The organism is Bacillus sp. JHAA, assembly GCF_036961585.1.
Classification (GTDB): Bacteria; Bacillota; Bacilli; order Bacillales; family Bacillaceae; genus Bacillus; species Bacillus velezensis.
The window spans coordinates 66,934-87,218 of record NZ_JBAMDE010000008.1 but is presented as its reverse complement, the minus strand read 5'-3'; the positions used below and the strand labels follow the sequence as shown (position 1 = coordinate 87,218).

Genomic DNA, 20,285 nt, shown 5'->3' with positions numbered 1-20,285 from the left:
TATTGGAAGCTATGAAGAAAAATCTTGATACAGTGCTTTGAAAATATCGCGCGACTGTCTGATCTGTTCTGAAGGCACGCTGAAAGATAATCGGAAATAGCCGCTTTTTCCAAATCCGCTGCCGGGTACGATCAATAGTTTGTATTTCTGTGCGGCATGAATGCAGAACGCCACCTCGTCTTCAATCGGTGATTTCGGAAAGACGAAAAAGCCTCCTTTCGGCATTTCAAATTCGAAGCCGGCTTCTGTGAGGATGTCCACCATAAGGTCTCTCCGCTTTCTGTAAGGTTCAGCGTCAATCGAAAGATCATCCATTTTCGCCACGGCACGCTGCATCATGACCGGAGCGTTCACAAAGCCGAGCGTCCGGTTGCAGAAAACGAACGCATCCGTCAGAAGATCGCCCTCAGGCATTTGGGCGTCTGCCGCGATATACCCGAGCCTTTCCCCCGCAATGCCGAGATCTTTACTGAACGAACTGACTAAAATCACGCGGTGATACGCCTGAAACGGATTCGCCTGCTCTTCTCCGTAGATCAGCTGGCTGTACGGTTCATCAAATAAAATAAATATGCTTTGGCCGTTCCGCTCTTCGGCTTCTTTTAATAAGGCGCCCAATTCGTTAAGGTTTTTCTGGCTGAGCACAGTCCCCGTCGGATTATGCGGCGTATTAACGATCAGTCCTTTCGTACGGGGGGTGATCGCACCTTTAACCGCTTCAATATCAATCTCAAATGAGTCAGTCAGCGGGCAGATGACGGGTCTGCCGCGGTAATTTTCAACATACGCTTTATATTCCGCAAAATAAGGCGCAAGAAGGATGACTTCTTCCTCGGGGTTTAAAATGCTTTTCAGCGCGACATTCAGCGCCCCGCCGGCTCCGACCGTCATGACTGTATGCCTGGCGGAAATTTCTGTCTGAAACCGCTCTGACAAAAAGCGCGCAACCTTTTCTCTCGCCTCCGGAAGCCCCTGGTTTTGTATGTATCCGTGCCGCCCTGTTTCAGCCGCTTCGCAAAGCGCCTTTTTAAATGTTTCAGGCGGCTCCGCAACCGGATTTCCTATTGAAAAGTCAAACACCTTATCGGCGCCGAACTCTTTTTTCAGCCGAGCGCCTTCATCAAATAGTTTGCGTATCCATGAACCTTTCTCCAGATTCTGTGTCACTTCCCGTGATAAACCGGCCACTGTCATCTGTCCCTTCTGTCTTTTTCTTCCGTTTCTATTTACAATGATTATGAAAGATTTACATGGCGCAGTCAACGCTTTTTCAGACAGCCCGCCGCGCCGTTTCAGGAGAAAGACGGAAAACAATAAACTTGTGCAAACTCCCCTTCATATATTAAACTATTCTCATAACTATAACGTGATGGTTGGGGAGGGATTTAGATGGGGCTGAGACTTATCGCATCAGTGAATTAGCAGAGCTTGCCGGTGTAACGAAACGCACGGTGGATTACTACACAAACCTCGGGCTTTTAAAGCCTGACAGGTCTTGTTCGAACTATCGTTACTACGATACACTTGCACTTAATCGGTTAAAGTTTATAGTCGCTTGTAAAAAGCAGCGATTGGCCCTGTCTGATATAAAAGATCGACTGGAGAACCAGTTTCCCTCTTCAGCCCTGCCTGACGATATTGGAAATCTGGCATCGGAAATTGATCACATGAATCAAAACATCTCCGTGATCTTGAATCGGTTTGAAAAGCTTGAACCAGAGGAGCGCGCCCAGCTGAAAAAAAGGCTGGCTCCTGAAAAGCTTGCAGTGCTTCAATCATTTATGCTGCTGTTAAGTTAAACCATTATCTTACTAACAGGAGGTGTTACCTTCATCTTCCCAAAAGGAGTGAAGGTTCTAATTGGACATTGTGAATTTGATTTTAGTCGCGGTTTTAATCGCGCTGACGGCATTTTTCGTAGCATCTGAGTTTGCGATAATCAGAATCAGAGGCTCACGGGTTGACCAGCTTATAGCAGAAGGAAATAAAGCCGCAATCGGTGTCAAAAAAGTGACCACGCATTTAGATGAGTATTTATCGGCGTGCCAGCTCGGCATAACATTGACTTCCATCGGTCTTGGTGTCTTAGGCGAATCAACGATTGAACGCTTGCTTCATCCGCTTTTCACAAAGATAAACGTACCAAGCTCATTATCGCATATTATTTCATTTATTCTCGCCTATGCGATCATTACATTCTTACACGTGGTCGTGGGAGAGTTGGCGCCGAAAACAGTCGCCATCCAGAAAGCGGAAGCCGTTTCAATGCTGTTTTCGAAACCGCTCATTTGGTTTTACCGCATCATGTTCCCGTTTATCTGGCTTCTGAACAACTCCGCCCGTCTTTTAACGAAGGCGTTCGGTCTTGAGACGGTGTCTGAAAATGAGCTTGCCCACTCTGAAGAAGAGCTGCGCATCATTTTATCGGAAAGCTATAAAAGCGGTGAAATCAACCAGTCTGAATTTAAATACGTGAACAAAATCTTTGAATTTGACGACAGACTTGCAAAAGAAATCATGATTCCGCGTACGGAAATCGTCAGTCTGCCGCATGATATCAAAATTTCTGAAATGATGGACATCATTCAGATTGAAAAATATACCCGGTACCCTGTCGAAGAGGGTGACAAAGATAATATTATCGGCGTTATTAACATTAAAGAAGTGCTGACCGCCTGCATCAGCGGCGAAGTATCAGTCGACTCGCCGATTACCGATTTTGTTAATCCGATCATCCATGTGATTGAGTCGGCACCGATTCACGATCTGCTTGTAAAAATGCAGAAGGAACGGGTTCATATGGCGATTCTGTCGGATGAATACGGCGGAACCGCGGGGCTTGTCACCGTTGAAGACATTATTGAAGAAATCGTCGGGGAAATTCGTGATGAATTTGATATCGATGAAATCAACGAAATCCGTAAACTCGGCGACGGCCATTACATGCTTGACGGCAAGGTCCTGATTGATCAAGTGAACGAACTCCTCGGCATCCATTTGGAAAATGACGAGGTCGACACCATCGGCGGCTGGTTCCTTACCCAGAAATACGACGTCGAACAATACGACTCGATTATCGAAGAAGGCTGTGAATTTATCATTAATGAAATTGACGGCCACCACGTCGCATATATCGAAGTGAAAAAACTGGCGTTTGATGAACTGCTGGAAACCGCCGAACAAAAAGAAGCATAACAAAAAAGCTTGCGCGTCTGATACAGACGGCAAGCTTTTTTTCATTTACAGTTGTTCAAGTTTTTTCTCAAGCTCTTTAATTCTGGCATTCAGCTCTTCTGTCATGGCCGCAAGCCTCTCCTTCGGCGCAAGATCGGAAAAGTCCTCCAAAAAAATCGGCTCGCCGATGATAAGCCGCATTTTTCCCTTTTTAAACAGCGCTTTTCCCGTAGACGGCCCTTTATATGCGGCCGGAACGAGCGGCGCTTTTCCCATTTGGGCGATGGTCACGGCCCCTCTTTTCAGCGGGACGTCTTCTGATGTTCTCGTACCGCTCGGAAAAATCCCGACAATCTTTCCTTCCTTCAGAAGCTTAATCGGCGTTTTAATGCTGCTCGGGCCCGGATTTTCACGGTCAACCGGGAACGCGTGAATCTTCTTCAAAAAACGTCCGATCCACTTTTTCTGAAACAGCTCTTTTTTCGCCATATAATGAATCTGATGGGGCAATATCCCGACACCGAGCGTGAGGACGTCCACCCAGCCCGCATGCGTGCACGCGATAACGAATCCTTTATCAGACGGAAGATTCTCTTTATTGTACACTTTCACTCCTCCGCGCAGGGATAGAATGCATTTGATGGCATTTGCACAAAACTTATACATAACGCACTTCCTTTGTTGTAATGATCAAAAGTGTTCTCTCTCTCTATTATAACAATATTTTTTATTACCTGGTACTAATAATTATATTTTTCCTCCGCCGATCTCTATCTTTTATGACGGATTTTGGGTACTATAGAGAAATGGTGTTTGATGAGGTGAAAATGAATTTAAGCCGTTTGCATGGAACGTGCAACTTTAAACCTTTCTTATGCGTGTATAACATAGAGGGGAGAAAAGGCAGTGACGATCGATGAAATTTACCAAATGTATATGAATGATGTTTACCGGTTCCTGCTCTCCATGACAAAAGACAAGCATCTCGCTGAAGATTTGCTGCAGGAAACCTTTATGAGGGCATACATACACATTCACTCCTACGACCACAGCAAAGTAAAGCCATGGCTTTTTCAAGTGGCGAGAAATGCGTTTATAGATTATGTCAGAAAACATAAAAAGGAAGTGACCATTTCCGATGACTTAATTGGGAGCCTTTTCCAGACGGCTGTTCAAAGCCCGGCTCATCAGATTGAAATCAAGGAAGTGCTGACAGGGTATATGTCCGAACTTCCCGACAATTATCGGGAGGCCTTAACACTGTATTATTTAAAAGAACTGAATTACAAAGAAGCATCCCATATTATGAATATTTCAGAGGCTAATTTTAAAAGTGTTTTATTTCGTGCCAGACAGCGGCTGAAAGCACTTTATAATAGAGGTGTTAATGATGAATGAAGAATTTAAAAAGCGTTTTTACCAATACAAAAATGGAGAAATGAGCGACCGGGAAATGGCCGCCTTTGAAGAAGAGCTGGAAAAGCTGGAAGTCTATCAGGAGTTGATTGAAAGCGAAATGCAGGACGACCGGGAATGGGACGTCGGCATCAGCCCGGAAAAACAGAAGGCCATTTTATCATACGGAAAACGCAAATCGTATTTGCGGATTTCAGTTCTCGCCGTCATCTCCACTTTGATGATTTTGCCGCTTTGCACATTAGGAAGCTACCTCTATTACGGTCTGGGGGGAAAAGAAAGCACCGGCAATCAATTAATGGAGACCGCGGCAGTGACGGTGGCGACCACAATGCCGAACGTCCTCGTCGATACCTCCGGACTGAAAAGCCAGGTGAAGCTGTTTGGAATGAATACGGAATTTCCGCTGCAAAAGCAGATCGGCACAAAAACGAAATCCGTCGGCGGAGAACGGATTGAAATGTTTTTAGATACGGTCAAATCGCCTGCCGTTAACTACTATGATCTAGACGCGGCACAGGCAAAGCATTATTTCGCCCATCCTTCCGGCTTAAAGGAACGCACGATTGACAAAGCCGGACAGACATTAAAAAAATTGCCTGAAGGAAGCGTGGCGGAGGTCTATCTTTCTTATGACAGGGCCTATCCTTCTTCTCAAATATATTCGACTTTTAAAAAATACGATGTGAAGTTTTTATGGAACGCGGTCGAAACGGAGAAAAATCTGAAAGACAGTCCTTATGCCGAGCCGTTAGGATTTCCCGGGAAAGATTCCAAGATGGTGTCCTCTTTCGAAACGCAAGGACAGACAGACCGTGAACAATTTATCAATGCCCTTGAATTTATGTCCCGCCATAAAAAATGGGCGCATGCAATATCGAAACGCAAAGACATGAATCTTGGCAGCCGAATCGACTATGTTGAACATCACGGAATGAACGTATACGGCTCTGTCGTGACGGGGCCGACAAAAGAAATCGAACGTCTGCTGAAAAACAAAACAGTAAAAGCAGCAAACATCGGTGAGGTGGAATTATGGAATTGGTAAGAATTTTTAAAGAGCATAATGTTTTCGGCTGGATATCAGTCGGTACCGCGATTTTGTCGCTGCTGCTTTTGAACGTGGCAATCATCAGCAATGTGACTTTCTATTCTTATCAGATGCTGCCGTTTGCGATGGCCGCCGTGCCGTTCGGCATCATTGAGCTGTTTATTAAAAAAGGACGGACGGGCCCGGGACTGCTCGGTGTCATTCTCAATCTGTTCGTCATTGTCTGTGTATATACGATCGTTGCGGTTGATACGAATCTGCAATTCGGTTTTTAAACATAAAAACAGGCCCTTTTACGGGGGCCTGTTTTTTTAAAATGAAAGAACGCCGATTAAATGCAGCAATACGACGATGATAGCCAGCGGCACGAGATATTTCAGAAGGAAATACCACACCTGAAAGAAACGATAGCCGATGGCGGAACCGCTTTTCATCTCGGCAAACAGCTCCTGCTTCGGTATTTTCAGCGGGACGAAGATTGATATTAATAAAGCGCCGAGCGGAATCAGCACATTGCTGACGGTGAAATCCGCAAGATCAAAAAACGTTTTTCCGAACAAATGAACATCACCGAGAACACCGTATGATAAACAGGACGGAATTCCGACTAAGAAAATGAGCAGACCGCTTGTCCACGACAGCTTCTTTCTTTTCGTTTCATCACCTTTCCCGACAGTCGCCACGATAATTTCCACCATCGAAAAGGCCGAAGTCAGCGCGGCGAAGAAAAAGACCGCCAAAAAGCTGATAAAAAACAGCGAGCCGAACGGCAGCCGGTCAAACACAGCCGGCAGCACGGTAAACAGCAGTGTAGGCCCTTCATCCGGTTTAAAGCCGAACGAAAAAACCGCCGGGAAAATGGCCAGTCCCGCAAACAGCGTAACGAGCACATTCATCATAACAATGGAACCCGCCGAACCCGGAAGATTTTGGGTTTTCGGCAGATACGAACTGTATGTCACCATGACCGAAACACCGAGCGTTAATGTAAAAAACGCCTGTCCTAAAGCATATAGGATGGATTCCGGCGTCAAATCTTCAAAGTGCGGAACCAATAAAAATCTAATCCCCTCAACGGCATGATCGAGCGTGACTGATCGCAGCACAAGCAATAGAAACAGCACGAATAAAATCGGCATCAGCACCGCACTGACACGTTCAATCCCTTTCTGCACGCCTTTTGCGACGACCGCCACCGTCATGATCATAAATACAAGCTGCGCAATGAGAGTCTGGATCGGATTTTCAATGACCGTCCCGAACACCGTGCCGTACTGCTCCTGAGTGAGCCCGGATAAAGAACCGGTAACGGCTTTTAACACATAAAGCAAAATCCACCCGCCGACAACACTGTAAAAAGACAAAACTAAAAAACAGGCCGCCACACCCACATAACCCGTGAGGTGCCATACCGACTTCGGCGCGGCTTGTTTGTAGGCATCAATCGCATTTGTCTGGCTCCGTCTTCCGAAAATAAATTCACCGAGCAAAAGCGGATAGCCTAAAAGCACGGTAAAGAGGACGAATACAAGAAAAAAAGCGCCTCCCCCGTTCGTACCCGCTACGTAAGGGAACTTCCAAATGGCTCCCAGGCCGATCGCCGAACCGGCAGCGGCCATAATAAATCCTATTTTTGAGGCCCATTGAACCCTTTTTTGGTCAGACACGACTTTCCACTTCCCTTCCGCCCTATATTATCCCTTATTCGCTGCGATAACTTAAGCCCATTTCAATATGTTTCATTATTCCGAAAAATAAAAAGGAGCGGCGGGTGCCGCTCCTTACAAATCCCCGTTTAATTTCGAATGCTTTCTCGAATATAAGAAATAAATCACCAGACCGATGATCAGCCAGATAAAGAAACGGAATATGGTGGTTGCGCCGAGGTTAATAATCAAAAACACGCAGAACAGAATGGACAATATCGGAATAAAGGGAACCCCCGGACATTTAAAAGCCCTTGGCAGATCAGGCTGTTTCTTTCTCAATACGATAACCGCCACGGAAATCAGGACAAATGCGGCAAGCGTGCCGATGTTCACCAGCTTCGCCAGTTCATCAAGCGGGACGAGCGAGCCGAGTAATGCCGACAGGATGCCGAACACCCACGTCACCACGTGCGGCGTTTTATGCTTCGGATGGACTTTTGAAAGCGCCCCCGGCACCAAACCGTCACGGGACATGGCAAACATCACCCTCGTCTGGCCGTACAGCATGACGAGCATCACCGTTGTCATCCCCAACACTGCGCCGATATCAATAATTCCGGCCACCCAATTCTGTCCGGCCATCTGCAGGACGAGAGACACGGGATGGTCAACGCCTTCAAAGCGGGCAAACGGAACGACGCCCGTCATAATCGCCGATACGGTCACATACAGCACGGTGCAGACGATTAATGAAAAGATAATTCCTTTCGGCAGATCCTTCGCCGGATTTTTCGTTTCTTCAGCGGCGGAAGAGACGGCGTCAAAACCGATAAAAGAGAAGAAAACGAGCGCCGCGGCACTGAAAACACCGCCGAACCCCATCGGTATAAACGGCTGCCAGTTGTGAGGTTTGACATATACGGCCGCAACGGCGATAAACAATAGAACAACCAGAACCTTCAAAATGACCATAATATTATTGACCCGCTTCGATTCCTTAATGCCTAAGTAGAGAAGGAATGTAATCGCAAGCACGATAACAAATGCGGGGAGATTAAAGAATGTGACCGTGCCTTTAATAGATCCCGGCGCGGCCGTTAATGCGGTCGGAAGATGAATGCCGAAGCCCGCCAAGAATGATTGAAAATAGCCGGACCACCCGACCGAAACCGCGCTGACGGCGAGCATATATTCCAAGATTAAATCCCATCCGATGATAAACGCGAGAAGTTCACCCAGTGTCGCATAAGTAAACGTGTAGACGGAACCTGAAACCGGGACGCTTGAAGCAAATTCAGCATATGACAGAGCCGCAAATAAACACGCAAGAGCGGCGATGACAAATGAAACGGTCAGCCCCGGCCCCGCCGTGACAGCGCCTGTTCCGGTTAATACAAAAATCCCCGTTCCGATGATGGCCCCTATCCCCAGAAGGGTCAAATCAAAGGCCCCTAACTCTCTTTTCAGCGACTTTTCCCCGCTCGTTGCGGCAAGCAGGTCCTGAATGCTTTTCTTTCTGAATACGCTCCCCTTCATCTGCTTCACTCCTTGTAAACCAATATATGTTAGAATATTCAGATAACAATAGCAATAATGACTAAATTCTTATTTTTCGCATGAAATGTTTCAGCACATCATTCCTTTCTCCTATGTCATATTATAGCGAAAAATATAAAAATGAAAATAACTTTTTTGAAAATTCTATATATTATTTTTAGTTTTCATAAAACAGAACTCAGCGGATTCTCCACTGTGAAATATTAACATTAGTGATTCAGCTGGCGACTTCCATTTTTTGAAAATCGTATTCATATGTACGTTCAAATAAAAATCCCGCCCTTTTTAAAAGCGCGGGATAAGACTTGCGTATTATGTTGAAATAAATCTGCCGCCATTTACGTGAATGGTCTGCCCCGTCATATAGGAAGATTCGTCTGAAGCCAGAAGCACGTAAGCTCCGGCGTGTTCCGCAGGCTGTCCCGGTCTTCCCATCGGAGTGTCCAAACCGTGCTTTTCCACCTTTTCTTCAGTAAACGTTGCCGGAATCAGGGCGGTCCAGATCGGGCCAGGGGCCACCGCATTTACTCTGATCCCCTGATCGGCCAATGACATCGCCATTGAACGCGTAAAGGAAACGATGCCGCCTTTCGTGCATGAATAGTCGATCAATGATGTGTCTCCCTGATAAGCGGTAATAGACGTTGTATTAATGATGGCGCTCCCTCTTTTGAGATGAGGCAGCACGGCTTTTGTCATATGAAACATAGAAAACATGTTTGTACGGAATGTCTTCTCCAGCTGTTCAGCTGTAATATCAAGAATCCCGTTTTGCGGATGCTGCTCAGCCGCATTATTAACGAGAATATCTATTTTTCCGTAGTGATCTAAGACTTGGCGGACCGCCTTTTGACAATGCGCCTCATCACCGACGTCTCCCGGAATTAACAGGCATTCGGCCTGGTATTCTTCCGCACGCTTTTTCGTTCTCTCGGCATCGGCATGTTCGTCTAGGTACAGGATGGCAAGATCCGCCCCTTCCTTCGCGTAAGCGATCGCAGCCGCTGCGCCGATGCCGCTGTCTCCGCCCGTGATGACGGCGACTTTTCCTTTTAATCTGTCCGACCCTTTTACATCCGGGTCCTCCAAGAACGGTTTCGGCTCCATGTCTGATTCAATACCGGGCTGGCGTTTTTGCACCTGCGGCTTTTGTCCTTCCGTCTGTCTGTCCATCGGATTCATATTCTCACACTCCTGCAATTGGTATTACTGAGACGATACCACGCAGTGCGGGGAGTTAAACGGACAAATATGCCGGTAATTAAAGCTGCTGAGCCGTTTCGGGAAAAGCGCCGGTGTATTTCGCAGACGGCCTGTAAATCATGTTGTCAGCGGACTGTTCAAGCACGTGTGCGCACCAGCCTGCCATTCTGCTTGCTGAAAAGGTCGGCGTAAACAAATCATTGTCGACATCAATGGCCTGCATCACAGCCGCTGCGTAAAACTCCACATTCGTATACAGCTTCCGTCCGGGCTTATATTGCTCTAACAGGCGGATGGCTTCCTTCTCCACATAAAGCGCCAAGTCAAGCGACGGATCATTTCCCGCCACTTCTTCAGCCTTTATGCGCAGCGCTTCCGCCCGCGGGTCTTTTGTTTTGTACACCCTGTGCCCGAAGCCCATCAGGCGTTCTCCCCTCATAAGCTTCGCTGCCAAATACGCTTCTGCATTTTCTTTTTTCCCGATGTCTTCAAGCATTTTCGTGACGCCTGAAGGCGCGCCTCCGTGCAGCGGCCCTTTCATCGTACCCAGTGCGGCAGTGACGGCAGACACTAAGTCCGATTCAGTCGAAGCGGTGACTCTCGCTGAAAAAGTCGATGCATTCATCCCGTGCTCCATCGCCAGAATCATATACGTTTCAAGCGCTTTCTTTTGGGCTGCGGACGGCTGCCTGCCTGTCAGCATATACAAATAGTTTTCAACGTGTCCGTATCGCGCCTCAGGTGACAACGCTTCCTGCCCTTGTTTACGGCGGTATCTGTACGCAATAATCGTCGGTGTGACGGCAATCAGTTTAATCGCTTCTTCCGGCTTGGGCGGATATGTAAATGAATCTGTGCCCAAACCTGAAACAGCCGTTCTCAGCACCGCCATGTCGTCCATTTCATCCGGAAGCGTTTCCAGTAAGTCGATCAAATGTTTCGGAAGCCCGCGCTCGGCTGCAAGTTCTTCCTGAAACGCAAGCAATTGCCGCTCATCAGGAAGCGCCCCGTTCAAAATGAGATACGCCGCTTCTTCAAAACTGAATTGCAGCGCAATATCCTTCGCATCATAGCCGCGATATATTAAATGCCCCTTTTCTCCGTCAATGTGGCTGATAGCCGTTTCTGCACAAGTAATCCCTTTCAATCCACGATAAATCAATTTCATTCCCCCTTATCCTCTTTCTGTTATTATAGTAAATATAATATTTAAAAAATAATGAATATTTTTAAGGGAATTAATTAAAACTTTTAATCAGAGGAGTGCATCTATGGATTTTAAATGGCTTCACACCTTCCTTCGTCACCGCGGCAAAATATGAGAATTTCAGAAAAACGGCGGAAACGCTTTTTTTATCTCAGCCGACCGTCACCGTTCATATAAAATTATTAGAGAAAGAAATCAGCTGCAAGCTGTTTCAGCGAAGCGGCCGAAAGATACAATTGACCGAAGAAGGAAAAGCATACGTGCCGTTTGCCATGAGGCTTTTGGAAGACTATGAAAACAGCATGGCGGAGCTGCACAGGGTGCGCCAGGGCTACTCGCACACGCTGACACTCGCTGTTTCGCCGCTTATCGCCGACACCGTTCTCCCGTCTGTCATGAAGCGTTATACAGAGGACAATAAAGAAACCGAAATGACGGTCACCATTTTCGAATCGGAAGAAATCGCCTCTCAAATCAGAAACGGCTCAGCCGATATCGGACTGAGCTGCTTAAAGGTGCAATCATCTTCCCTCACTTGCCGCTCCCTGTACAATGACCCCGTTGTCCTCGTCGCGCCGCCCGGCCGAAAACCCGGAACAGGGAAGGCCGATGAAGTGAAAGACCTGTTCGGACAATATCTGCTTTTGACCCATAACCATCCTGACTATTGGGATGATTTGCTCCGCCAGGTCAGAATACAGTTCCCTTTCGTCAGGACAATGAAGGTGACACAGACGCATATTACGAAACGATTTATTAAAGAGGGGCTGGGTGTCTCATTTCTGCCGCTGTCAGCAGTACGGGCCGAACTCGCCGCAGGCAGCATGATTGAAATTCCGTGCGAATTCGCCCAGATGCCGAGCGCGGGCGCGTACGCCATCGCCCTCTATGAAAATGAAAAAAAGAAAACCTTTTTAGATTTTTTATCACATTTTCATTTTTAGGTGAAACAAATGGAGCTCTGTCCCGTCTAAATAAAAAACCCGTTCTGATGAACGGGTTTCTATCGCTGCTAGAATCTTTTCGCGCCAAGGTAGCGCGGTTTCCAGTAGCTGTTATTCAGATCACTTGTTGTGACGCCGTCAGAACCGGCATGGATGAACTTGTTGTTTCCGATGTACACACCCATGTGTGAAGGGCCGGCCTGATATGTTGTAAAGAAGACGAAGTCTCCTCTTGACGGGCTGGACACGCTCTTCATTGAGCTCCAGTATCCCGCAGTGCTCGTTCTGCCGACACTCGTCTGTTTGTTTAACAGGTACCAGATAAATCCGCTGCAGTCAAAGCCGGAAGTCGTTGTTCCGCCCCATACATACGGCGTCCCGGTTAAAGATTGCGCATCAGAAATCAGCTTGTTTACATTCAGGCTCGTCTGTGCAGCATTATGGCTGGATGAAGGCTGCTTTGATGACGAAGATCCTGAAGACGTTGAACCGGAAGTTGATCCCTTTACTTTAAGAACTTGTCCGATGCGGATCAGGTCCGTTTTTAAACCGTTTAAACTTTTTAATTGGTTTACCGTCATTTTATATTTATTCGCAATTTTCCAAAGGCTGTCGCCTTTTACGACTTTATATGTAGACGATGATGACTTGCTGCTTGAGCTTGAACCTGAGGATGATTTACCGTTAATCGAAAGCGTCTGACCGATGTAAATGATATCCGATTTTAATTTGTTCTCAGATTTAATGGAATTAATTGACGTTCCATACCGATTTGAAAGTCCCCATAATGTATCGCCTTTTTTTACCTTAATCGTTTGCGCAGATGCCGCGCCCGCAAACAAAGTCGTCCCCAAAACCACTGCCGTTGTTGCTGTAACAAGTTGCTTTTTCATATTTTCCTCCCTGAATGATTCTATCTATTTTATGTGTCTCTTTTTTAAAGTTTTTATCTGTTTCCTATTATAAGGTTCAATTTCCACTAGAAATAGACTTGACTTCCCGTGACAAATTTCTTACTAATTCGTTTTAGAAAAAAGTTTTTAAGGGTATTAAATATTTCAATTTGATTTCAAACGTGACGAAAAACGAGTCTATTTGTCATGTTTTTTTCCTGTGATCCTCGTATTTTGGAAAAACAAAGCAGTTTATTTTCCAAATAACCCCTTGTTAAAAAAATCCTCGACTTTTTCAAAAAAGTGAATGGTTTTCACTCTTTCTTGAAAACATAACTTTACACCGGAATTTACATTTCTAACAATGTTTCACCTGAAATTTACAGGAGGAACAGGCGCTCTTTACAAACACCCCCTACCATTAGACATGCAGACACGATTAAAGGAGGACGAGTGAGAATGAGTCTATTTAAACAGGTTCGATCAAAACTTCTGCCGGCGGCAGCCGTATCCGTGCTGACAGCCGGTCTGATTGCGGGCGCGGGGCTTCAGCACTCCGAACAGGCTGCGGCAAAAAAACAGCCTGACAAAAACGAAATCAGAAACGTCATCTTCATGGTCGGCGACGGAATGGGCGCTCCCTATATGAACGCCTACCGTTCGGTCATTAACAAAGGAAAGCCTTCGGATGGTATGAAACTGACGGCATTCGACCCCAATCTCACCGGTATGATGATGACTTACCCTGACGATCCTGATTCCAATATTACCGATTCCGCGGCGGCAGGCACGGCAATGGCCACGGGTGTGAAAACGTATAACGCGGCGATCGGAGTCGATAAAAAAGGAAAGCGGGTAAAATCCGTCCTCGAAGAAGCGAAACAAAGAGGGAAATCCACCGGACTTGTCGCAACTTCGGAGATTGCGCACGCCACCCCTGCGGCATTCGGAGCCCATAACAAATCCCGAAAGAACATGGATGACATCGCAAGCAGCTACTTTGATGACCGCATCAACGGAAAACAGAAAGTCGATGTGCTCCTCGGAGGCGGCAAGTCAAACTTTATCCGTAAAGACCGCAATGTAACAAAGGATTTCAAAAAAGCGGGATACAGCTACGTGACATCAAAACAGGAACTCAAAAAGGATCGTAACAAGAAGATTCTCGGCCTGTTTGCCGATGGCGGACTCGACAAAGCAATCGACCGCTCAAACGCCGTCCCTTCATTAGAAGACATGACAACGGCGGCGATCGACAGGCTGAACAAGAATAAAAAAGGGTTTTTCTTAATGGTCGAAGGCAGCCAAATTGACTGGGCGGGACATGACAATGATATAGTCGGCGCAATGAGCGAAATGAAGGATTTTGAAAAAGCGTATAAAGCAGCGATCGCATTTGCCAAAAAGGACAAACATACGCTTGTCGTTGCCACGGCTGACCATACCACCGGCGGATTGACGATCGGCGCGAATGACGATAAAAACTGGCATGTTGAACCGATTCTTGCCGCCAAAAAAACTCCGGCATTTATGGCTGACCAAATCAAAGCGGGCAAATCCGTATCTTCCGTGCTTGCGCGCTATACAGACCTGAAATGGTCAAAAGCTGAAATCAAACAGATCGAAACGGCCGCAAAACAGGATGCTGACAAGAGCATCTACAAAGCGATCATTAAGCTCTTTAATGCGAAAACCAACAGCGGCTGGACAACCGGCGATCATACAGGCGAAGAAGTTCCCGTTTACGCATACGGTCCGGGAAGAGAGTCATTTACGGGGCTTTTAAACAACACGGACCAGGCCAAAAAGATCTTTCACATCCTGAAACACGGAAAATAAAAAAAGGATGCGGGGGTTTCCCCGCATCCTTTCTTCTTTTACAGATATCTCCGGTGCACTCCTTTGCCGTCATACGAAAACATCACTTCTCTGTCTTCAAGAACAGATTCGATGTGCACGCTCCTGCCCCACAGCTGGTACAGATACGGCAGCACTTTCTCCAAATATTTCAGATCAAGCTCAATTCCCTCATACCAATGTTTAATATAAAGCTCATTATTCTTCAGGTAATCCCCGTCATTGACGGTCAGATAAGGAAATCCCCCGTTGACCCGCATGTTCACGAGCTGGTCGCGCACGGCCTTCCATTCTTTGTCGATCACTTTATAGTCCCTGCCCTGCTTTTGGAATAAATACAAATCCTCACGCATCACGAGATCTTTCGTCAAATAATTGCGGATAAATGATATATCCGATTCAATTTCCCTGACCTCAAACATTTTCTCGCGTCCGGAACCGGGCTTTACTCCTGTTTTTTTCATTTCATCTGTCGGGTTGTCATAACGCTCTTCGATGTCTTCAAAAATTTTCAGCCCTAAATAATACGGGTTGATTCCCGTTTTTGACGGCTGAACGACGCCTGCGTTCAGCTTCGCAAATTCGATGGCTTCATCTGAAGTCAGGTCAAGCTCGCGGATAATCCGCTGATGCCAATAGGATGCCCAGCCTTCGTTCATGATTTTCGTTTCCAGCTGAGGCCAGAAATACAGCATTTCTTCTCTCATCATGGTTAAAATGTCACGCTGCCACGGTTCAAGCTCCCGCGAATGTTCCTCGATAAACAGCAGAATATCTTTTTCCGGCCGGGGCGGAAACGGTTTTTTCCCTTTTTTCTTTTTCACCTGCTTCGGCTTATCCATTCCCCATAAATCATCGTAAGGCGATGGCGCGGTTTCTTCTTCGTCCTCCTCTTCGTCATCGACGCTCCACAGCAGCTTCGGCCTGACGAGCGACGGATCGATATGCTCCTGAACCGCCAGAATGGCATCTAAAAAGGACTCCACCTCTTTTATCCCGTGCATTCTTTCATAATGCTTAATCCGCTCCGCCGCAGCCGCCATACTCTCAACCATGTCCCGGTTCGTATTTTGAAAGCGGCAGTTATGTTTGAAAAAATCACAATGGGCAAGAACATGGGCTACAATTAATTTATTTTGGATCAGCGAATTGCTGTCCAGCAAAAAAGCGTAGCAAGGGTTGGAATTAATGACAAGTTCATAAATTTTGCTCAAACCGAGATCATAATGGAGTTTCATCTTGTGAAATTGTTTGCCGAAACTCCAGTGGCTGAATCTCGTCGGCATGCCGTACGCGCCGAATGTATAAATAATCTCAGCCGGACAAATTTCATATCTCATCGGGTAGAAATCAAGGCCGAAACCCTTCGCAATGTCGGTTATTTCCTCAATTGCCCGCTGTAAACCTTTTGTCTCCTCCGCGTTCAACCGAATCCCCCCTACTTGGACTTATTTATAATGTATGACCCCTCCTCTCAAAAGATGAAATAACAGACCGGTTTCCGGCTGAAAACTTTCGGCACATCCGCCCCGTTTGCTTTATATGTAAGTGGGTAAAACACACACCATACCCCAAAAAGAAAAGGAGCGATTCTACTTGAATACAGCAGACATGCTTACGACGTATCTCAGCAAACTCCCGAATCTGATCATCGCACTGCTCGTCCTGCTTATCGGCTGGGGCATTGCCAAAATCATTGAAAAAGCCGTATACAAAGGCCTGCAAAAAACAAAAATCGACGACAGGCTGTTCGCCGAAAAAAAGCCGGCGCGCTATTCCTCAGAAAAAGTCATCAGTAAAGTCATTTATTTTATCGCATTAATCATCGTTTTTATTCTATTCTTTAACATTCTGCATCTGACAACCGTGGCTTCGCCTTTTGTCAGCATGCTGTCAGCGATAACGGCGGCTGTGCCGAGCATTTTAAAAGCCGGCCTGATTCTGCTGTTGGGCTGGGCGGCCGCTTCGCTTTTCAGCTATCTCGTCAAAAAAGCGGGCATGAAACTCGCTGAAAACGGCCGGCTCAGAAAATGGACAATGGTGTCTGAAGAAGCGGAGATGAGCAGATCCGTTACGGCCGCTTCACGAATCGTTTTTTACTTCGTCTTGCTCTTGTTCCTGCCCGGCGTCTTGGCCGCTCTCCAGATCAGCGGAGTATCAGGGCCGTTTACAAATATGATCCAAAGCGTTTTGTCCTTTATACCGAAATTATTCGCCGCGGCGCTGATTGTTTTAATCGGCTGGCTTGTTGCCCGTCTCGTCCGTGATATCGTCACAAACTTTCTGGCGAGTATCGGCACGGAAAGGCTCGCCGCACGTATGGGGCTTTCTATTTATCTGAAGGATACAAGCCTGTCGGCAATCATCGGAACGATTGTCTACGTGCTGATTTTCATTCCGGTGATCATTTCTGCGCTTGACCGGCTTGATGTGGCGGGTATTTCTGAACCGGCGTCAGCCATGCTGCACACGGTCTTCACAATGCTCCCTAATATCATCATCGGTATCGTGCTGATCATCGCCGGCATCTGGATCGGAAAATGGGTCAACAGCATTGTATCCGGGCTCCTGCACCGGGCCGGTTTCGACTCTCTTCTCGGTAAAATGGGTTTTGAACAGACGGGTACCCCGAAGCTGACGCTTTCTCAGACGGTCGGCATGATTGTTCAGATCATCATCGTCCTGCTCTTTACGGCAGAGGCGCTGCAGCTTGTTCATCTCGAATTTCTCGTCGTTATCGCAACCGGTATTATCGCTTACCTGCCCAATGTTCTGGCCGCTGTATTTATTCTCGGAATCGGGCTTTTGGCCGGACAGCTCGTCAGCAGGCTGCTTGCCGGCATGCTGAGCGGAAAGGAATTCAGATTCCTGGCGCCGCTTGCGAAATATACCATTATCACTCTTTCAATCTTTATGGCGCTGGATCAGCTCGGTGTCGCCGACACGATCGTAAATGCCGCGTTTATTCTGATTCTGGGCGGTTTCGCGCTTGCCTTCGGACTTTCATTCGGTCTTGGCGGAAAAGAATTTGCCTCCCGTTATCTCGCAAAATTGGATCGCAAAATTGAAAAACATCAATCGGCTGACGATCGTAAGCCGCCGATGTCTTAACGAAAAAAACGTGTGCTCAGAAGGAGCGCACGTTTTTTTTTGAGTTAAGGGGGCAAATTCCTTTTTTTTCATTTTAGATTCATATATGATAGACTGTAACAGAAGCAAAATCTCTTTTTTCGAGGTCATTCTATGAAATTAACGAACTATACCGATTATTCTTTACGCGTTTTGATTTTTTTGGCTTCCAGACATTCCGACGAACTTTCCAACATAAAAGAAATCGCAGATACTTATTCCATCTCTAAAAACCACCTCATGAAAGTCATTTACCGCCTCGGCCAGCTCGGGTATGTCGAAACGATCCGGGGCCGGGGAGGCGGAATCCGTTTAGGAATGACACCGGAAGACATAAACATTGGAGAAGTCGTTCGAAATACAGAAGACGACTTTAACATCGTAGAATGCTTTGACTCCAAAAAAAATCTCTGTATCATATCTCCCGCCTGCAACTTAAAGAACCTTCTGAATGAAGCCCTGCAAGCTTACCTGGCCGTTTTAGACAAATATACGTTAAGGGATCTGGTCAAAAACAAAGAGGAGATTATGAGACTGCTCAGAAGCTGAAGGAATGCCCGCATTCCTTCTTTTTTTATGCCGGCATAAGAAAAAAGGACTATTTCTATTAATATGATAAACGATTGCAGACAAGTGCCGATATAAAGATTATCATTACTGATATCCTCACCTTGCGTATGCAACGAATGGGGATAGTAAAATCATCGCAGGAAAAGGGAGATTCATTATGAAAAAAAAGGTAGCGGTCGGTTTGACTGCATCTGCGATCGTCGGGTCTGCGTTAGCTGTAACACCGGCAGAAGCACAAACGATTAAGGTTAAAAGCGGAGATTCATTATGGAAGCTTGCCCAAAACTACAATACAAGCGTGGATGCCATTACATCAGCGAATCATCTAAAATCCACCGTTATTTCTATCGGGCAGACGCTCAACATTCCTAACGGCAAATCAGATTCCGGCAGCAAAAAGCCATCTTCAAAGAACAGCGGCACGACTAAAAGCGTTTATACAGTGAAAAGCGGAGACTCGCTGTGGCTGATCGCATCTGATTTTGAAATGTCCGTACAGGAACTGAAAAAATTGAACGGTCTGACAAGCGACTTAATCCGCGCCGGACAGAAGCTGCAAGTGACGGGGAAAGTTTCCTCAAGCACCGATCAGAAAAAAACCGCTCCTGGCAGCAGCTCAAACAACAGCAAAAAGCAGTCATCATCTTCCGGGACGTATAAAGTCAAACTCGGCGATTCACTATGGAAGATCGCAAACAGCGTCAATATGACCATTGCGGAACTCAAAGTATTAAACAACTTAAAAACGGATACGATCTACGTAAACCAAGTCCTGAAAACAAAAGGAACGTCTTCTTCGGGAAACACGCCGTCAAAGGACAATTCAAACCAAAATAAAAACCAGACGCAAACGTCCTCCTATACAGTAAAAAGCGGAGACTCACTCTGGAAAATCGCAAACGCATACAATATGACGGTTCAGCAAATCAGAAGCATCAACAAACTGACGTCAGACATGCTGCGGGTCGGACAAGTGCTTAAGCTGACCAAAACGTCATCTTCCGGCTCTTCGACTTCACCGTCAACTCCGAACCAGTCCGGAAATACAGGGAAAACCACTACATATACCGTGAAAAGCGGGGATTCTTTATGGGTGATTGCCCAAAAGTTCAATGTGACCGCCCAGCAGATCCGCGAGAAAAACAATCTGAAAACAGATGTTCTTCAAATCGGACAAAAGCTGACGATTACCGGGCAGCAGACAAACACAACACCGAATCAGTCCGGCAACACAGGCGGCACAGGTTCAACAAGCGCGAAGATTAATGTAATGATCGATGCCGCAAAAGCTCAGCTGGGCGTACCGTATGTATGGGGCGGGACGACGCCGAGAGGCTTTGACTGCAGCGGTTTCATTTATTACGTTCTCAATAAGGTCACTTCTGTATCCAGACTTTCAGCCGCAGGCTACTGGAATACGATGACATCAGTCAGCCAGCCGGCGGTCGGTGACTTTGTCTTTTTCTCAACTTATAAAGCCGGACCTTCCCACGTCGGTATTTATCTCGGGAACGGCCAGTTTATTAATGCCAACGATTCGGGTGTCGTTATTTCCAGCATGAACAATTCCTATTGGAAACAGCGTTACCTCGGCGCAAAACGTTTCTTCTGATATCTGACAAGCTGTACGGCCTC

General features: G+C 46.5%; 17 protein-coding genes and 1 pseudogene. 10 read left to right on the top strand and 8 right to left on the bottom strand.

Translation table 11 applies throughout. The annotated features are described in order from the left end of the window. Positions 1–9 precede the first annotated feature (9 nt). Positions 10–1,194, bottom strand: a complete 1,185-nt coding sequence (locus V7728_RS17415) for a pyridoxal phosphate-dependent aminotransferase (protein ID WP_099567265.1) — start codon at positions 1,192–1,194, stop codon at positions 10–12. Between the two features lie 179 nt (positions 1,195–1,373). Between V7728_RS17415 and V7728_RS17410 the strand changes: the two genes are divergently transcribed. Both V7728_RS17410 and V7728_RS17405 read left to right on the top strand, forming a co-directional pair. Then, on the top strand, positions 1,374–1,799 hold the full coding sequence (locus V7728_RS17410) for a MerR family transcriptional regulator (RefSeq protein WP_007409263.1): 426 nt from the start codon (positions 1,374–1,376) through the stop codon (positions 1,797–1,799). A 61-nt stretch (positions 1,800–1,860) separates the two neighbouring features. Continuing rightward, positions 1,861–3,195 (top strand): hemolysin family protein, encoded by a 1,335-nt coding sequence (locus V7728_RS17405; protein ID WP_007409264.1) that lies wholly within the window; start codon positions 1,861–1,863, stop codon positions 3,193–3,195. A 45-nt stretch (positions 3,196–3,240) separates the two neighbouring features. Here V7728_RS17405 and V7728_RS17400 read toward each other — a convergent pair whose 3' ends face one another. Beyond that, the gene (locus V7728_RS17400) at positions 3,241–3,840 is read right to left on the bottom strand and encodes a lysophospholipid acyltransferase family protein (RefSeq protein ID WP_007409265.1); all 600 of its coding nucleotides are present in this window, start codon (positions 3,838–3,840) and stop codon (positions 3,241–3,243) included. Positions 3,841–4,080: 240 nt separating this feature from the next. Between V7728_RS17400 and sigM the strand changes: the two genes are divergently transcribed. The 3 genes from sigM to V7728_RS17385 are packed head-to-tail and all read left to right on the top strand — an operon-like array spanning position 4,081 to position 5,916. Then, positions 4,081–4,572: an RNA polymerase sigma factor SigM gene (gene sigM, locus V7728_RS17395; RefSeq protein ID WP_003155312.1), complete on the top strand. Its 492-nt coding sequence runs from the start codon at positions 4,081–4,083 to the stop codon at positions 4,570–4,572. Further along, positions 4,565–5,638 carry an anti-sigma factor gene (locus tag V7728_RS17390; protein ID WP_099566527.1) on the top strand — a complete coding sequence of 358 codons (1,074 nt, stop codon included), beginning with the start codon at positions 4,565–4,567 and terminating at the stop codon, positions 5,636–5,638. Before sigM ends, V7728_RS17390 begins: the two co-directional genes overlap by 8 nt. Further along, complete coding sequence (locus V7728_RS17385; RefSeq protein WP_003155315.1) at positions 5,626–5,916, top strand: anti-sigma-M factor; 291 nt, start codon at positions 5,626–5,628, stop codon at positions 5,914–5,916. The genes V7728_RS17390 and V7728_RS17385 overlap by 13 nt, the downstream gene beginning before the upstream one ends. A gap of 36 nt (positions 5,917–5,952) precedes the next feature. Here V7728_RS17385 and V7728_RS17380 read toward each other — a convergent pair whose 3' ends face one another. The 4 genes from V7728_RS17380 to V7728_RS17365 all read right to left on the bottom strand — a co-directional run bounded on the left by V7728_RS17380 (position 5,953) and on the right by V7728_RS17365 (position 11,212). After that, a complete protein-coding gene (locus V7728_RS17380; protein WP_012117177.1) occupies positions 5,953–7,308 on the bottom strand; it encodes a sodium-dependent transporter in 1,356 nt (451 codons plus the stop codon). Positions 7,309–7,422: 114 nt separating this feature from the next. Further along, the gene (locus tag V7728_RS17375) at positions 7,423–8,826 is read right to left on the bottom strand and encodes an amino acid permease (protein ID WP_012117176.1); all 1,404 of its coding nucleotides are present in this window, start codon (positions 8,824–8,826) and stop codon (positions 7,423–7,425) included. 333 nt (positions 8,827–9,159) lie between these two features. Beyond that, positions 9,160–10,029: an SDR family oxidoreductase gene (locus V7728_RS17370; RefSeq protein WP_099566526.1), complete on the bottom strand. Its 870-nt coding sequence runs from the start codon at positions 10,027–10,029 to the stop codon at positions 9,160–9,162. A gap of 79 nt (positions 10,030–10,108) precedes the next feature. Then, the gene (locus V7728_RS17365; RefSeq protein WP_099566525.1) at positions 10,109–11,212 is read right to left on the bottom strand and encodes a citrate synthase/methylcitrate synthase; all 1,104 of its coding nucleotides are present in this window, start codon (positions 11,210–11,212) and stop codon (positions 10,109–10,111) included. Positions 11,213–11,321: 109 nt separating this feature from the next. Here V7728_RS17365 and V7728_RS17360 point away from each other — a divergent pair. Further along, positions 11,322–12,201, top strand: a pseudogene (locus V7728_RS17360) (LysR family transcriptional regulator). Positions 12,202–12,269: 68 nt separating this feature from the next. Here the strand turns inward: V7728_RS17360 and V7728_RS17355 are convergent. Beyond that, positions 12,270–13,094 carry a C40 family peptidase gene (locus V7728_RS17355; protein WP_012117174.1) on the bottom strand — a complete coding sequence of 275 codons (825 nt, stop codon included), beginning with the start codon at positions 13,092–13,094 and terminating at the stop codon, positions 12,270–12,272. A gap of 459 nt (positions 13,095–13,553) precedes the next feature. Here V7728_RS17355 and V7728_RS17350 point away from each other — a divergent pair, with 459 nt between their 5' ends. Beyond that, positions 13,554–14,933, top strand: a complete 1,380-nt coding sequence (locus V7728_RS17350; RefSeq protein ID WP_043021357.1) for an alkaline phosphatase — start codon at positions 13,554–13,556, stop codon at positions 14,931–14,933. A gap of 38 nt (positions 14,934–14,971) precedes the next feature. On the opposite strand, the gene V7728_RS17345 is transcribed toward V7728_RS17350, so the two are convergent. After that, complete coding sequence (locus V7728_RS17345) at positions 14,972–16,378, bottom strand: SpoVR family protein (RefSeq protein WP_017417346.1); 1,407 nt, start codon at positions 16,376–16,378, stop codon at positions 14,972–14,974. A 169-nt stretch (positions 16,379–16,547) separates the two neighbouring features. Here V7728_RS17345 and V7728_RS17340 point away from each other — a divergent pair, with 169 nt between their 5' ends. The 3 genes from V7728_RS17340 to V7728_RS17330 all read left to right on the top strand — a co-directional run bounded on the left by V7728_RS17340 (position 16,548) and on the right by V7728_RS17330 (position 20,262). Next, positions 16,548–18,062, top strand: coding sequence for a mechanosensitive ion channel (locus V7728_RS17340; RefSeq protein WP_015239475.1), 1,515 nt, complete (start codon positions 16,548–16,550; stop codon positions 18,060–18,062). 132 nt (positions 18,063–18,194) lie between these two features. Then, positions 18,195–18,629 (top strand): nitric oxide-sensing transcriptional repressor NsrR, encoded by a 435-nt coding sequence (gene nsrR, locus V7728_RS17335; protein ID WP_007610306.1) that lies wholly within the window; start codon positions 18,195–18,197, stop codon positions 18,627–18,629. A gap of 178 nt (positions 18,630–18,807) precedes the next feature. Continuing rightward, positions 18,808–20,262, top strand: coding sequence for a C40 family peptidase (locus V7728_RS17330; RefSeq protein ID WP_099566523.1), 1,455 nt, complete (start codon positions 18,808–18,810; stop codon positions 20,260–20,262). Positions 20,263–20,285 lie beyond the last annotated feature (23 nt).

What these genes read in the sequence shown, in the direction of transcription:
- V7728_RS17370 (WP_099566526.1), bottom strand. Translation starts at nt 10,029, where the DNA reads ATGAATCCGATGGACAGACAGACGGAAGGACAAAAGCCGCAGGTGCAA.
- V7728_RS17375 (WP_012117176.1), bottom strand. Translation starts at nt 8,826, where the DNA reads ATGAAGGGGAGCGTATTCAGAAAGAAAAGCATTCAGGACCTGCTTGCC.
- V7728_RS17330 (WP_099566523.1), top strand. Translation starts at nt 18,808, where the DNA reads ATGAAAAAAAAGGTAGCGGTCGGTTTGACTGCATCTGCGATCGTCGGG.
- V7728_RS17350 (WP_043021357.1), top strand. Translation starts at nt 13,554, where the DNA reads ATGAGTCTATTTAAACAGGTTCGATCAAAACTTCTGCCGGCGGCAGCC.
- V7728_RS17355 (WP_012117174.1), bottom strand. Translation starts at nt 13,094, where the DNA reads ATGAAAAAGCAACTTGTTACAGCAACAACGGCAGTGGTTTTGGGGACG.
- V7728_RS17415 (WP_099567265.1), bottom strand. Translation starts at nt 1,194, where the DNA reads ATGACAGTGGCCGGTTTATCACGGGAAGTGACACAGAATCTGGAGAAA.
- V7728_RS17390 (WP_099566527.1), top strand. Translation starts at nt 4,565, where the DNA reads ATGAATGAAGAATTTAAAAAGCGTTTTTACCAATACAAAAATGGAGAA.
- V7728_RS17400 (WP_007409265.1), bottom strand. Translation starts at nt 3,840, where the DNA reads ATGTATAAGTTTTGTGCAAATGCCATCAAATGCATTCTATCCCTGCGC.
- V7728_RS17385 (WP_003155315.1), top strand. Translation starts at nt 5,626, where the DNA reads ATGGAATTGGTAAGAATTTTTAAAGAGCATAATGTTTTCGGCTGGATA.
- nsrR (WP_007610306.1), top strand. Translation starts at nt 18,195, where the DNA reads ATGAAATTAACGAACTATACCGATTATTCTTTACGCGTTTTGATTTTT.